Origin of the sequence: Citricoccus muralis (genome assembly GCF_003386075.1) — a bacterium.
Taxonomy (GTDB): domain Bacteria; phylum Actinomycetota; class Actinomycetes; order Actinomycetales; family Micrococcaceae; genus Citricoccus; species Citricoccus muralis.
In genome coordinates this window covers 630,834-645,640 of sequence record NZ_QREH01000001.1, presented here as the reverse complement: position 1 = coordinate 645,640, position 14,807 = coordinate 630,834, and the positions used below count along the sequence as shown (strand labels likewise).

9 protein-coding genes are annotated in these 14,807 nt (G+C 68.3%); 3 read left to right on the top strand and 6 right to left on the bottom strand.

The window, feature by feature from the left end; genetic code table 11:
- Window positions 1–8 precede the first annotated feature (8 nt).
- The 3 genes from C8E99_RS02735 (at window position 9) to C8E99_RS02725 (ending at window position 6,897) form a co-directional block, all read left to right on the top strand.
- A complete protein-coding gene (locus C8E99_RS02735) occupies window positions 9–1,823 on the top strand; it encodes a glycosyltransferase family protein (protein WP_115931008.1) in 1,815 nt (604 codons plus the stop codon).
- A complete protein-coding gene (locus C8E99_RS02730) occupies window positions 1,820–4,279 on the top strand; it encodes a glycosyltransferase family 4 protein (protein WP_115931007.1) in 2,460 nt (819 codons plus the stop codon). Before C8E99_RS02735 ends, C8E99_RS02730 begins: the two co-directional genes overlap by 4 nt.
- A gap of 92 nt (window positions 4,280–4,371) precedes the next feature.
- Window positions 4,372–6,897 carry a glycosyltransferase family 4 protein gene (locus C8E99_RS02725; RefSeq protein ID WP_115931006.1) on the top strand — a complete coding sequence of 842 codons (2,526 nt, stop codon included), beginning with the start codon at window positions 4,372–4,374 and terminating at the stop codon, window positions 6,895–6,897.
- Window positions 6,898–6,962: 65 nt separating this feature from the next.
- Here C8E99_RS02725 and C8E99_RS02720 read toward each other — a convergent pair whose 3' ends face one another.
- The 6 genes from C8E99_RS02720 to C8E99_RS02695 are packed head-to-tail and all read right to left on the bottom strand — an operon-like array spanning window position 6,963 to window position 14,714.
- Complete coding sequence (locus C8E99_RS02720; RefSeq protein WP_147301160.1) at window positions 6,963–9,068, bottom strand: glycosyltransferase family protein; 2,106 nt, start codon at window positions 9,066–9,068, stop codon at window positions 6,963–6,965.
- Entirely contained in the window at window positions 9,065–10,648 is a 1,584-nt protein-coding gene (locus tag C8E99_RS02715; RefSeq protein ID WP_115931004.1) for a glycosyltransferase family 4 protein, read from the bottom strand. Before C8E99_RS02715 ends, C8E99_RS02720 begins: the two co-directional genes overlap by 4 nt.
- Window positions 10,645–11,646, bottom strand: coding sequence for a Gfo/Idh/MocA family protein (locus C8E99_RS02710; RefSeq protein ID WP_115931003.1), 1,002 nt, complete (start codon window positions 11,644–11,646; stop codon window positions 10,645–10,647). Before C8E99_RS02710 ends, C8E99_RS02715 begins: the two co-directional genes overlap by 4 nt.
- On the bottom strand, window positions 11,643–12,758 hold the full coding sequence (locus C8E99_RS02705) for a DegT/DnrJ/EryC1/StrS family aminotransferase (protein ID WP_115931002.1): 1,116 nt from the start codon (window positions 12,756–12,758) through the stop codon (window positions 11,643–11,645). The genes C8E99_RS02710 and C8E99_RS02705 overlap by 4 nt, the downstream gene beginning before the upstream one ends.
- Window positions 12,755–13,408: an acyltransferase gene (locus tag C8E99_RS02700; RefSeq protein ID WP_245952045.1), complete on the bottom strand. Its 654-nt coding sequence runs from the start codon at window positions 13,406–13,408 to the stop codon at window positions 12,755–12,757. The genes C8E99_RS02705 and C8E99_RS02700 overlap by 4 nt, the downstream gene beginning before the upstream one ends.
- A complete protein-coding gene (locus C8E99_RS02695; protein ID WP_115931000.1) occupies window positions 13,401–14,714 on the bottom strand; it encodes a nucleotide sugar dehydrogenase in 1,314 nt (437 codons plus the stop codon). The genes C8E99_RS02700 and C8E99_RS02695 overlap by 8 nt, the downstream gene beginning before the upstream one ends.
- Between the last annotated feature and the right edge of the window lie 93 nt (window positions 14,715–14,807).

Sequence of the window (14,807 nt, the reverse complement as noted above, 5' to 3'; positions counted from 1 at the left end):
GGTTGCCCATGACTCGTCTGGTCCGCGCCGCGGCCACCCGCTCCCGCCGGGCCGCACAAGCCGTGGGGTCACGATGGTCCGACGCCGTTCTGACCGGCAGGCGTGCCCTCTGGGACCGGGCCGGACGGATCGGCGTCCCCGACGCCGTCTGGCCGGCCTCGCAGGACTCTCCCGGACGGACGGCTCCCCTGGCCAACCGAGTGATGCCCCTGCCGCCGGCCTGGGGACTGTCCCGCTGGCTGTGGGGAGACACCGGAAACAGGAACGACGGCGGCGATCGCTCCTCTGACCTGCTCGCCGTGTACCTCGGCCGGACACGTCCGACGGACAGCGGTGACGGGTGCTTCGCCACCGCCGACGCCGCGGCCCTGGTCGCCGACCGTGCCGCTGCGGACGCTGGGGACGGCCGCGGCCCGCACACCCTCGTGGTGGTGGCCGACGGCTCCGCTGTCGATGTTGCGCAATCGCTCCAGGACGCCGGGGTGCACCGCGGCTGTCTCGTCCTCGACGATCCCGGCAGTGAACGCCGCGCCGCCCTGCTCAGCCTGTGCGCCGCCGTCGCCGTCCCCGCCGGCACGGACCCCCTGCAGTCACCCTGGGCGCGTGAGGCGGGTGCCGCCGGCGTGGCCCTTCTCACCCATACCGCCCCCGCACCACTGCCGCGGGATCTCGGTCTGCCCTCCGAACGACGGGTCTCCGGCCGGGTGGCACGCCATACCCTCGTCAGCGCCGATCCGACGGTGCTGGAGCCGGTGCCCGGTCCGTTGCCCGAGCGCCTCCGTTCCTCGGGGCTCGTGGTCGGCACCGAGCGACGCCGCGTGGTGGTCGCGGGCCACGACCTCAAATTCGCCGGCGGGCTGATCGAGCACCTCCGGGGCGAGGGGCACGAGGTCCGGCTGGACGAGTGGGCCGGGCACGAACGCCACGATCCACAGCTGAGCCGGGACCTGGCCGGCTGGGCCGATGCCGTGCTGTGTGAATGGGCCCTGGGCAATGCGGTCTGGTATGCGCGCCACGTCCCGGACGGCACCCGGCTGACCGTTCGCCTCCACCTTCAAGAGGCCGCCACCGATTTCCCCGCCCGGGTCCGAGCCGACCGGATCGACGCTGCGGTCTTCGTTTCCGAGCATCTACGCCGACAGGTGGTCCGTGACTTCACCTGGCCGGCTGCGCGCAGCCTGGTGGTGCCCAACGCCGTCAACATTCCCGGGGCACCAGAGAGCCCCGTGGAGCCAGAGCGCCGGTTCCGGCTCGGCTTGGTGGGTATCGTCCCGTCCCGCAAGGGCCTCCACACAGCCCTCGACGTCCTACATCGATTGCGTTCCACCGACGACCGCTACACCCTCAGCATCAAGGGCCGCCGACCATCTGAATACCCGTGGATGGCCGATCGCCCCGCTGAGCGCGACTACTTCCGGGACCAGTTCGCGCGGATCGACGACGATCCCCTCTTGGGCTCGGCGGTGGGCTTCGAGCCGTTCGGCCCGGACATGGACGCCTGGTTCAGCCGGATCGGAATCGCCCTGTCCACGAGTGATTTCGAGTCCTTCCACTTCACGCTCCCGGACGGAGCCGCCCACGGGGTGCTCCCGCGCTCCCTGTCCTGGCCCGGTGCCGACCTGCTCTATCCCCTCCGCTGGTTGGCACCGGACGCCGTCACGCTGGCGGAGTCCATCCTTGAAGCCACCCACGATCTGTCCCAGTGGCAGGCTGAGGCGACGGAGGCACGACAGCTGGTCATCCAACGATTCGCCGCATCCCGCGTCCTGCCGGAGCTCGCCGATGTGGTCCTCGGGCGGCGCCGCGCGGAGGACTCCGCATGAGTACGAACTTGTCACATGTCGAGAAGCCCCACATGGCCATGTTGGTGGCCAATCCCGTGGTGGGCGATTCCCGGGTGGAGAAGAGCGCCCTCAGCGCCGTTCGGGCGGGATATCGGGTGACGATCGTGGGGGTCGGGAACGCCAGCACCTCTCACGTCGACCACTACGAGCACATTCCGATTTATCGGATCCCCCTGGACTTCTCACGGCACAAGGCGTGGACGGTCGAGAACCGGCGACGGAACAGCAGCAGAGCACCCGAGACCTCCGGCACGAGCCTACTGAACCGGGCGAACAGGGCCCTGCAACGCATGAGCCAACGCCTGAACCGCTCGTGGGCCGAGCGATTCCGCACCACGCGGGAGTCGTTTCAGGCCGGCCGGCCCGGGGGCTGGCGAACGGTCTGGCCGCAGACACTGGACTACGAGGAGGGCTTCCTCGAGGTCCTCCATCGGCTGAAACCAGACATCATCCATGCCCATGACCGGCACCCGATGGCCGGGGCCGCCGCATACTCCGCCCTCCAACGGGCTGCTGGGACCCCGGTCCCCTGGGTCTACGACGCCCACGAATGGGTACCCGGCACCATCATCGGCGGGCCTCCGCAGGCCAAGACGGCATGGGTCGCCCTGGAAGCCGAGCTGATCCGCACTGCTGATGCCGTCATCACCGTCACAGACCATGTGGCGGGCGAGCTCCACGCCCGGCACCGGCTTGATGCCCGCCCGAGAACGGTCATCAACGCCCCGCGCAGGGCCCGGCAACCACTGCCCCCGGACCAGCGCCGCCCCCTGCGGGAGGAGTGCGGCGTGGGCCCGGAGACGCCCCTGCTGGTGTATGTGGGCATGCTGGCCGAGCACCGGGGGGTCTTCACCATCGTCGATGCCCTGACGGAGATGCCGGGCGTCCACGTGGCGTTCGTCGGCTCACAGAACGCCACGGTCCGCCAGCAGCTGCACGACCGTGCCATGACGCATGGTGTAAGGGACCGTCTGCACCTCCTGGACTATGTTCCGTCCCATTCCGTGACCTGGTACATCGAATCGGCGACCTGCGGTATCAGCGCCCTGATGCCCTACCCGGCTCATGAGCTCGCGATGCCCACGAAGCTGCGTGAGTATGCCCAGGCCGGTCTGCCGGTCGTCGCCAGCGACCTGGACACGCAGTCCGCCTTCGTCAAGGATCACGGAGTGGGCACGCTCTTCGCCGCCGGAGACGCCTCCTCCCTGGCCGCGGCCTTCCACCGCCTCCTTGACGATCAGGAGTCGTATCGCCGCGCCGTCCGTGACCCTGACTTCCTTGCCTCGCAGACCTGGGAGGGAAACGAGACGGCCTTGGCGGCGACCTGGCACTCCCTGTGCCCGGCGCAGTCCCCACTGGCCGAGCCCCGCTCAACGGCCCCGGCCGCCGCCGCCGCATCGCAAACACGGGTCGAGCGGCATCCCACCCTGGTCGTCGTCGGTGCTTCGGCCGCCGATCCCTGGGCCGAGGCATGGTCCCGGTTTGCCGGTGATGCCCGCGGTCATGCCGGCTCCGACTCCGAGGCTGACGGAGACGGCGTGCTGATGTCAGAGGCCCTGGACTCCTGGCTGGAGATCGACCGATACGCCGATGCCGCGCTGTACCGCGGACTGTCCTGCGCGCATGGAGACGTCGACGGCGGGCCCCTGTCCGAGATGCTCTCCCTGCAACGCCGCCAAAAGCAGGTCGGCGTCCTGACGGAGGCACCCCTCGTGGATGCGGCGCTCCTGAGGGACCAACCCGGGCACGCCTTCAGCGATTGGGATCCCAAGGTCTTCGGACGGTACAGACGGCAGGCACTGAAACAGGCCCGCCCCTACCTGACGATGCTGGAGCAGGGCATCCCTCTCTTCACCTCCAGCCAGCGCAACGCGCTCATGCTCCACGGAGTCCACTGGATTCCTGCCCCCCTCCCCTTCCCGTCACCGCCTCTTCCGTCTCCACCTGGCGAGGCACGAGCCGATTCCCGGACCCCAGTGAGGATCCTCATCGTGCCGACCATCCGGTCACAAGCCGAGAACGGGCAACTCGATCGGCTGGTGGAGGACGCCACGCGACACGGCTTCTCGGTCCGACGCCCCCGGTCCTCCCGGTACGATCCCTCGCAGGCCGGCCACGCGGATATCGTCGTCGATGCGCTCACCCTCGGGGAATGGAGCCACAGTGCCGCCCATGCCTGGTCAGCGTCCCGGCTCGTCGTCGGACATCTCGACGAGTCGTTGAGCACGAGCCCGGGCTCTCCTCTCATGACGGCTCCGGCTCCGCCCCTCCTGGAATCGTCCGTCGACGACATCGTCGACACCGTCCTGGACCTGGCACATGCCCTGGATGGAGCGGCGGAGGCAGAAACCCGTCGGCACGGACGGGATTTCGCCGAGGCGATCTACGGTGGAAAGATGGCCGTTGCGGGTCTGCGCGGCATATGGAACGTCTGAGAAGGACTGATCCAGATGCCCACTGCTGAACTGGTGCTGCACCATCCGAGCCCAGCAACCACTCGCCTTCGAATCTATAGAGGAGTCCACGCGTGACCGACAGCGCCCCGAGAGAGTCCGCCCTCCGACCCCACATGGTCATGCTGGTGGGGAACCATGTGGTCGGTGACTCCCGGGTGGAGAAGAGCGCCCTCAGCGCCGTGAAGGCAGGGTATCGGGTGACGATCGTCGGCACGAGGCACCGAAGCACGTTCCACATCGGCGAGTATTCGGGGATTCCCATTTACCGGATTCCCGCGGACTTCGCCCGCCACGTGACCTCGGGTCAGTGGAAGGAGGTCAAGCCACGACGGTGGTCGGACGACGATGATCCGCTGGCCGTCTGGGGCCGGGCGCGGGATGCGCCGGTGTGGAGCATCCGTTCCACCGTGGACCGGTTGGACCGAGCCACCCACGCCGTGAGAACCCGGATCGGGAAACAGCTTGATGACCGTGCCACGCGGGCAGCCGACGCCATCGGCCAGGTGCGTGACCGTGCCATGGCGGCCCTGCCGCGCGGCTGGCGACGGGTCTGGCCGCATATCGCCGACTACGAGGATGCCTTCCTGGACGTCCTCCAGCGCTTGAAGCCGGACATCATCCACGTGCATGACCGCCACCCGCTGCCGGGTGCCGCGGCCTACGCCGCCTGGCAGAGGTCCAGGGGCCAGGACGTACCGTGGGTGTACGACGCCCATGAATGGCTTCCGGGCCAGGAGTTGCCAGGTCCGGCCGCCGCCCGGACCGGATGGCTCGCCGCCGAGGCCGAACTGATCCACCACGCCGATGCAGTGCTCACGGTCTCCGACGAGCTCGCCACCCGAATGCAACAGCGGCACCATTTGAAGGAGCGGCCCGGGACGGTCATCAACGCTCCAGCCGTGACCCGGACGCCCATGGACCCGGCAGTCCGCCGGCCGATCCGCGAGGAGTGCGGGCTGAATCCTGAGACTCCCCTGTTCGTCTACGTCGGCAAGATGAGTGAGCGTCGCGGCGTCCTCACCATGGTGGAATCGCTCCCCCTGTTGCCAGACACCCACATCGCCTTCATCGGGTCCCGAGATGTGGCGATCCGGCAACGCATCATGGAACGGGCCGGGCAGCTCGGTGTCACGGGTCGGGTCCACCTCAAGGACTATGTCCCCTCCTCCTCGGTCACCTGGTACATCGAATCCGCCACGGGCGGCATCAGTCCACTCCTGTCCACCCCGGCTCACCAGTTGGCCATCGCCACCAAGATCAGCGAGTACGTCCAAGCCGGACTTCCCGTCATCGTCAGCGACATGAAGGCCCAGGCCGCCTTCGTCCGGGACCATGCCATCGGCACCGTGTACGCGGCTGGGGACCCCACCGATCTCGCCGCGGCCATCCATCGGCTCCTGGAGGGGATCGAGGAATTCCGCCGGGCGGTCCACGAGGGAGAGGTCCGCACGCTACAGACCTGGGACCACGCCGAACAGGTCCTGATCCACACGTGGACGGGGCTGTGCGCGCCGCAGCAGCCGGCTCACGCTCCGGTTACTGCGCCGGCTACTGCGCCGGATGCTGACACTGGACTGGTGGAGAGCACACCGGGATCAGCGCTCGATCTGATCGGTGCCACCGATCGTGATGCGCTGGCTCAGGTCTGGGCTCGACACGCGGGCTCCGCGGTGACGCACACCGGGCTGGAACCCAGCGAGACGGCGGGCGACGCTGACCTTCCTGAGGTGCTCGCAACGTGGTCTGACATCAATCGTCATGCCGATGTGGTCCTCTACGCAGGTTGGATCTCCGCCGGCGGTGGAGACGACGGGCCCGTCTCCTCGGAGATGCGCTCCCTCTTGGCCCGCGGCAAGAAGGTGGGGATCTGGACGGGTTCGGCCCCCCTCGTCGATCCCCGCCTGCTCCTCAGCGCTCATCCAGACCATCCCCTGGCCCAGTGGACCACGGAGCAGCTCACGCGGTACCGCCGTCAGGTGCACCGTGGATCCCGCCCCCTGCTGGAGCTGCAGGACGTCGGCATCCCGATCTTCACCACGGACGCGGTGGCAGCCGAGCTCCTGACCGATGTGCACTGGGTCCCCTCGCCGCTGGTAGGCCCTCGGGCGTTCGCGGACGACCCGGCCACTACCCGGACGGAGGGCCTCCCGCCGCAGATCCTCATCATCCCGGCGCTTCGTTCCCCGCAGGAACTGACCTCACTGGACACCCTGGAAAGGACCGCGACGGCGGCCGGCTTCCGGGTGGCGCGTCCCCGTGCCAAGAGGTTCCAGCCCTCAGATGCCGTCTTCTCCGACATTGTCGTGGATACCATGTCGACGGGTGGGTACAGCGAGGCAGCGGCGTGGGCCTGGTCCGCCGCCCGCGTGGTCGTCGGCCGGGCCGGCACTCCGCCCTGCGGAATCGACCTCCCCGAGAGCCCCCTGGTGGCCGCAGCCCCGAGCAGCGTGGTCGAGACCGTGATGGACCTGGCCGAGGCGCACACCAGCAGACAGCGGGATGATGTCGACACCGCGGGCCGCGCCTTCGCGGAATCGGTCCACGACGGCCGGCTCACGGTGCAACGAATCATGACGGTGCTGGACGGTCAGAGGTAAGGCGGACGGGCCGGGCCCATCAGGTCTGGCCCCGACCAGGCCCGATCCTTCCAGGCCCGGTCCCGTCAGGACTGAGCGGCGAGGCCTTCACGCACGGTACGGACGCGGCGGTCCCAGGTTTCGCTCGTCCGTGTGTGGTCGAGCCCCGGGGCTCCGTCCGCCACGAGGTGCTCAATGCTCTCGCGGATCGACTCCGGGGTGCGCTCACAGCCCAGGCCGACACGGTTCTCCCGCACGAAATCCGCGATTCCCATGTCCTGATAGCACAGGACCGGGAACCCCCGCTCGATCATGCTCACGGTCTTATAGGGGAAACTGAACCGCGCGTAGTCGCTGTCCAGCAGCACGATCCCCAGGCACACCGCCGTTCGCGGTCGGTACAGGTCGAGCGGGACGGTCAGGATCCGCACCCGCTCCAGGCCCAGCAATCCATGACGGTCCAGGCAGGTGCGCAGGTAGTCGGCTTCCTCGTCCCGGACCACGAAGTCGAGAAGGTACCCCGTGCCGCCGCCGCTGACGGCCGCCAGGTAGTCGTCCATGCCGTAGACGCTGTTCATGCCGCCGGCATAGAGCAGGGTCGTCCCCTCGGCCACGGGGTGGACACCGCCGGCATCCACCACGTTCGCCTCGGCCACTGCGGGCGGCAGAGGCACCCAATCACGTGCCGTCTCCCCGTGAGTGGTCAGGAGCCGGTTGAACCCGTCTCCTGAGGCCCTACTGGGTGCCAGCAACATCTCGGCGCGATCACCGATCTGTCGCAATTCCTGCAATCCGCGGGCCGTCAGCTCGCTGCGCATCTCCTCATCGTCGAGGTACCCATCCACCTCGTCGAGCCAGTGCAGGTCGCGAACGAACCACGCACACCGGCCTCCTGCCTGGCGGATCTCGTCCATGAGGCGCTCAAGGTCATCCACGGCGTCCTTGGACGCGATGGGGGACGTCGAGTTCTCGCCATAGAACACCCCGAGCGCACGGCCTTCGGCGATGAGACTGCGAACGGCCGCTGCCCGACGGCGGAAGCCACCGCCGCTGGAGTAGAGGCGGATGGCTGCTTCGGGACGGTCGAAGGCCTCGGCCATGTTGCGGATTCGCTGCGGCCGGGCCCCGTTGGTGCGGTCCTGCAGCGGTGCCACGGAATAGAAGACGTCCAACGGGCCCGTCCCCTGGAGTGCCGCGAGCTCCTCGAAATCGCGGGAGACGGTCCGGTCCATGATCCGGTCCAGCGCGGAGAGCAAATCATCGTCATGATCGACCGTTCGCGCAGATGCCGTGCCCTCGGCGACGGGTTCCGGGGTTCCGCCCGCCACCATCCGCTGCAGCTCGGCCGAGATCCGCAGCCCGCGGGCCACCCGCGGCAGTCCCAGGTCCCGGACCATATTGCCGTTGCCGATGGTCTCCTCCACGATCACCCGGTCCCACTGGCCCGCCAGGCTCCCGAGCACGGCAGAATAGTGGCGGGACGTCCCCACGAACACGGCATGGGAGTAACCCTCCAACCGGGTCCTCAGGGTCGGGGCCAGGAGACGGCCCCGGGACAGGTCGCGACCGCGGTAGAGGGATTCTGCCGCCACCGGAACTGCCTCAACTCCGTCCAGGGCGGCCGAGAGATTCTCCCGGTAGGTATCCACCCGTTCGGCGTCCATGGCGTGCGGATGGATCAACGCGACGCGCGTCCCGGCGTCGGCCGACAGCACCGGCTGACCGTCCCCGAGCAGCAGCGGTGCCAGGAGGTGCGCAACCGTGGAGCCCTTGGCCCCAGCCTTGTCCATCTCCCACTCGTCGTCCACCAGCAGCCGGTCGGTCGCGGAGTTGAGTTTCGCGAAATCCTCGGCCAGCGCCGTGCGAGCACTGGAGAAGTCCAGGCTTCCCCGCATCAGCCACGGGACGAAGGGAACCACCACGTTCTCGGCCGCGAACGCCGCAGCCTCCAGTCCGAGGGCGATGACCCGGTCCACACCTTTGGCCTCGATGAATTGCGTCATGTAGGACGTCGCCAGGGCACTCCGGCGCAGACGATATCCCTTCATCCACAGAGGCACCCTGTCACCGCCACGGAACCACTGGCCATTGACGTCGAAGACGTGGATCTCGTGCCCCGAGTCCCGCAGGGACGAGAACACCTGGGCCTCAGCGGGCCCCGGGCTCCGGGTCAGCAGCAATACCGTGCTCATCGGCGGCGGTTTCCCTTCGTCGGTTCAGTCAGGCCCATCAGCTCCAGTTCACGGCGAACGGTCGCCTCGGCTCCGCACTGCCGTTGGGCACGCTCGGAGGCGGCGCGGGACATGCGGGTGAAGAGCTCGGGATGGGACAGGACACGATTCAGTCCCTGGACGAGTGCGTCCACCTCTTCGTCGCCGGCCAGGATGGCGCAGTCCTCGTCCACGAACTCAGGGATGGCGGTCACGGCGTTTGTCACCGGGATCAGCCCGGAGGACATGGCCTCATCTCGCGAGACCCCCTGCGAATCCAACCGGGACGGCACCAGGAAGATGCCATGGTCCTTGTGGAGCGCCGCCACGTCGTCTTGGGAGACGAAGCGGCGTTGGATCGTCACGTTGGGGTGGTGGCCGAGGGCATCCTCGAACTCGTGGAAGTACTTCCCGTCACCGATGATCGTCGCCTCGATCCGATTCCAGTGCGGGCCTTTGGCCAGGCGCTGCAGGACCTTGACAGCGATGTCGTTTCCGTACTTCCGGCTGCCGGCGTTGCGCACCCACAACAGCTTGTACCGCTGGCCCTCGTCCTTCGGGACGTAGTTGAACAACTCCGTGTCGATGAAGTTGTGAACGATCCTGGATCGCGTGGCCGGGAAGACCAGTCCCATGTCATCCGTGACAGCTCTCCGCCACCATTCGGACACGAAGATGAATGACGCCGGCCCGTGGGGATGGCGGACCACGTCCCGCCAGAAGCGCTGCAGTGCCAGGGTCCGGTCGATACCGCGTTCCAGGTCCGTGCCCTTGCCGAAGTTGAACACGCGGCGGATCCACCGGTCGCATTCGTATCCGTGCAGGAACACGTGGAGGTCGAGATCAGGAAGGAACGGCACCAGATGGCGCCACATCAGGGCATTAAGGAAATGCACGCTGACACTGCGGTACTCCTGGCGGGACAGCACGGCCGCGATCTCCGGTCCGTGTCCCACCAGCACCCGCACACCGTCAAAGGTGTAGATGCGACGCTCCTGGGACGGTGCGGCCAGCACCACGTCCACGTCGATGCCGGAGTCGATGTAGTGCAGGAGGCGACGGTGAACGAAACCGTTGCCGTACTCCCGGCCGAGGTCCGGGTAGTCGTTGGCGATCACCAGGTGCCGCGGGGCCCCCGGGCGCAGGGTCTGTCCAGACAGGTAATCGTCCGCGAGTTCCTCGGGCGTGGGGCCCTCGGGTTCCTCCGGGTCGGGACCGGCGCTCAGGGTCCCGGAATACTGGACCTCGGATTCCCGCAGGGTGTCCAACTCGTCCAGCGCCGCTGTCAGCCGCTGCCGCAGCACCGAGTTCTCGAGGGCCAGCATCGGCAGGACCTCATGCTTGCTGTAGGTGGTGCCGACCAACGCGGGCGGAACGGACAGCAGCTGGCTGACATTATCCTCGCCGCCACGCGCCTGGGCCGGCAGGACGGCCCGTCGGACCCGGGCAGACAGCTCGTCCGGCAGCAGGTCCAGCGACCTCCGTGCCGAGGACTTCACTGACGGTGGCAGAGAGGACCCAACCCGTCGGAGCTGTTGCCGGGCGACGCGTTTGAAGTTCATGAGCCCTCCGGGGCCGTCAGGTTCTCGTTCTGCGAATCCGGACCTGTGGAGAGCATCGTCTCGGCCACACGGAGGATCTCCAGCCCCTCTTCCAAGGAGACGTGCCGGTTGTCCTCGCCGAGGATCGCGTCACGGAACGCCTCGTGCTCGGTCCGCAGCGGCTCCTTCTTGGGAAAGGCATACCGGATGACATCCCCCTCGGTGACCCCTCGGAAGTTCGCGACGGGCTGCCATTCGGTGGGAACGCTGCCGTTCTCGTAGAACGTGAGGTCTGCCGTCAGGGTGCTGGCGACCAGGACACCCTTCTCACCGGTGACCACGGTCGTCCGCTCCTTCACCGGGGAGAGCCAGTTGACGATGTGGTTGGTGATGATGCCGTTGTCCAGTTGGCCGATGGCCACCACCATGTCCTCGTGCTCTCGGCCGGCGTTCCGGGCGGTGTGCGCGGAGACGGAGGCGAAACGGGACCGGGCCAGCCAGGCCGTCAGGTCGATGTCATGCGTCGCCAGGTCCTTGACCACTCCCACGTCGGCGATCCGGGCCGGGAACGGCCCTTGACGCCGGGTGGAGATCTGCAGGATGCGGCCCAGTTGGCCGTCGTCGATCCTCCGGCGCAGTTCCTGCAGGGCCGGGTTGAAGCGTTCGATGTGGCCCACGGCCCCGACCAGTCCGCGGGAGGAGAAGGCCTCCACCAGACGCTGGCCGGCGGCCAGCGAGGCGGCGATCGGCTTCTCGACCATGATGTGGATGCCGGCCTCGGCCACCGCCAGCCCGACCTCCTCATGCAGGCCGGTGGGGACGGCGCACACGATGGCGTCCACGCCGCAGTCGATCAGCTCGTCAACGGAGGAATACACCGGGAGCCCGTCGGCTACGCCGTGCGTGTCCCCGATGGCGTCGGCCAGGGCCACCAGCTCGGTGCCCTCGATCTCGCGCATGACCCGGGCGTGGTGGCGGCCCATCATGCCCAGTCCGATCAGTCCAGTGCGGATGGTCATGCTCGCGCCTCCCCGACCACGGTGTTCACGGCTTCGACGATGCGTTCCAGGTCCGCCCGCGTCAGTGACGGGTGGACCGGGAGCGAGAAGACGGTCGCCGTGGCGATTTTCGTGTTGGGCAGATCTGCGGGCTGCTGGAACGACGGCAGCTCGTTGGTCGGGATCGGGTAGTAGACCCCGGTACCGACGCCGAACTCGTTCTTGAGCCGGTCCAGGATCGCGCCACGGGCGCCGGCCAGGTCCTCGGACAGTCGCACCGTGTACTGGTGGTACACGTGCACCGCGCCCTCTCGGACCACCGGGGTGGTGACACCGCGCAGTCCGGCGTCGAGGAACGCCGCGTTCTCCTGGCGTTGGCGCGTCCACGCGCCCACCTTCGTCAACTGGACCCGGCCGATCGCGGCGTGGAGATCCGTCATGCGGTTGTTGAAGCCCACGACCTCGTTCTCGTACTGCCGTTCCATGCCCTGGTTGCGCAGCAGGCGGACGCCCCGGCCCATGGCCTCGCTGTCCACGGACACCATGCCGCCCTCGCCACTGGTCATGTTCTTGGTGGGGTACAGGCTGAACATGCCGAAGGTCCCGAACGTCCCGACGGGTCGCCCGTTCCACGCCGCTCCGTGGGCCTGTGCCGCATCCTCGAAGACCATCAGTCCGTGGGCGTCGGCGATCCGTCCCAGCTCGCCCATGGGAGCCGGGTGACCATAGAGGTGCACCGGCATGATGGCCTTCGTGCGGTCCGTGACCAATGCCTCGACGCTCGCCGGCTCCAGGCAGTAGGTGTCCAGATCGATGTCCGCGAACACTGGGGTCGCCCCGGTCAGGCGCACGGCGTTGCCGGTAGCGGCAAAGGTGAAGGCCGGGACGATCACCTCGTCGCCGGGGCCGATGCCGGCGGCCAGCAGGCCGAGATGGAGTCCCGAGGTACCGGAGTTCACCGCGACGCAGGGGCGCCCGGCCACCAGGACCTCGGCGAACTCAGCCTCGAAGGCGGCCACCTCCGGTCCTTGGGCCACCATGCCGCTCTGGAGGACGCGGTCGACGGCGGCGCGCTCCTCATCGCCGATGATCGGCTTGGCCGGGGGGATGAAATCGGGTGTTGCCTGGGTCATGCTCTCGGTTCCTCTCCGTCCAGGACGACGAGCGCGTCGCCGTCCTCGCGATACTTCTCGCCCGTGTCCGGGCACACCAGGACGGAGGGTTCCGTCGCCGACGGCTCCAGCTTCCGGCCGGTCTTGCCGACCCATCCAAGGCGGCGGGCCGGAACCCCGGCCACCAAGGCGTGGTCAGGCACGTCACGCGTCACCACAGAGCCGGCGGCCACGAGTGCCCAGGCTCCGATCGTCAGCGGCGCCACGCACACGGCCCGGGCCCCGATGGCCGCACCACGGCCGATGGACACCCCGACGGCGTCCCAGTCGGAGGCCGATTTCTGGGTTCCGTCCGGGTTGATGGCCCGGGGGTAGGTGTCGTTCGTCAGGACCACTGCCGGGCCGATGAACACGCCGTCGGCCAGCTGCGCCGGTTCATAGACGAGGGCATGGTTCTGGATCTTGCAGTTCTCGCCCACCGTCACCCCGGTGCCGATGTATGCTCCCCGGCCGACCACGCAGTTCGGACCCAGCAGGGCCTTCTCGCGGACCTGGGCCAGGTGCCAGATCTTCGTGCCGGCACCGATGACCGCGTCTGCGGAGACATCAGCGCCCGGGGCGACGCTGTACGCCACGTCTTCGGAGGTGGTGCGTTCAATCATCTCAGGCATCGGTCCCGGCCTCGGCGGGCACTCCGATGACGCGGCGGGACACTGAGGTCCAGTTGGCCGGATCGGTCATATTGCGGCCGTCCACCAGGGTGGCGATCCCCGGGAGCTGGTCCGCGGAAAGCTCCTTGTACTCCGCGTGATCGGTCTGGATGATCGCCGCATCCACCCGATCGCCCCACTGGTAGGGGGTGAATCCGAGGCCCGTGAGTTCCTCGTCCGTGTACAGCGGGTCATGGACGCTGACCACGGCGCCGGCCTCCTCCAACGAGCGGACGGTGGCGAAGACGCCGGAGAAGGCTGTCTCCTTGACGCCGCCGCGGTAGGCCGCGCCAAGCACGAGGACCTTCTGGCCGGTGAGCGATCCATGGGCGCCGGCCAGCATGCCGACGGCGTAGGCGGGCATTCCGGCGTTGACGGCGCGGGCGGTGCGGACGATGTCCGCCGCCGGATCGTTCCAGAGGTACAGCCGCGGGTACACGGGGATGCAGTGCCCCCCGACGGCGATGCCGGGACGGTGGATGTGGCTGTACGGCTGCGAGTTGGAGGCCTCGATGACACGGTAGATGTCGATGCCGTTGTCCCCGGCGTAGCGGGCGAACTCGTTGGCCAGGCCGATGTTGACGTCGCGGTACGTGGTCTCGGCCAGCTTGGCCATCTCGGCGGCCTCAGCGCTGCCCAGGTCCCACACGCCGTTCGGGCGGTCCAGGTCCTCGCGGACGTCGAAGTCGAGCACCGACTCGTAGAAGGTCCGGGCGCGCTCGGCGCCCTGGGCGTCAAGGCCGCCAATGAGCTTGGGGTACTTGCGCAGGTCCGCGAAGACGCGCCCGGTCAGGACGCGCTCCGGGGAGAAGACCACGTGGAAGTCCTCGCCCGAGGTCAGGCCGGACCCTTCTTCGAGCATCGGCTGCCACCGGGTCCGCGTGGTGCCCACCGGCAGGGTCGTCTCATAGGAGACCAGAGTGCCGGGGGTCAGGTTGGCCGCCAAATCGCGCGTGGCGGAATCCATCCAGCCGAAGTCAGGCCGGGCCTCTTCGTCCACGAATAGCGGGACCACCAGGACCACGGCGTCCGCGCCGGGGATGGCGTCCGCATAGTCGGTGGTGGCGCGCAGAGTGCCGTTGGCCACCGCTTCCGAGAGCTTCTCCTGCAGGTGGTCCTCGCCGGGGAAGGGCTCTTGGCCGGCATTGACCAGCTCGACGACCTTCTCGTTGACGTCGACGCCGACGACCTGGTGACCCTTGCTGGCGAATTGGACGGCCAGCGGCAGCCCGATCTTTCCCAACGCCACGACAGCGATCTTGAGCACGGTTCATCCATCCTTTGGTTTGACGGCGGGTTGACGTCGACGCCCACGGTCGCAGAGTGCGCCGGTGGTTCGGCCAGACGTCAGCCTAACACC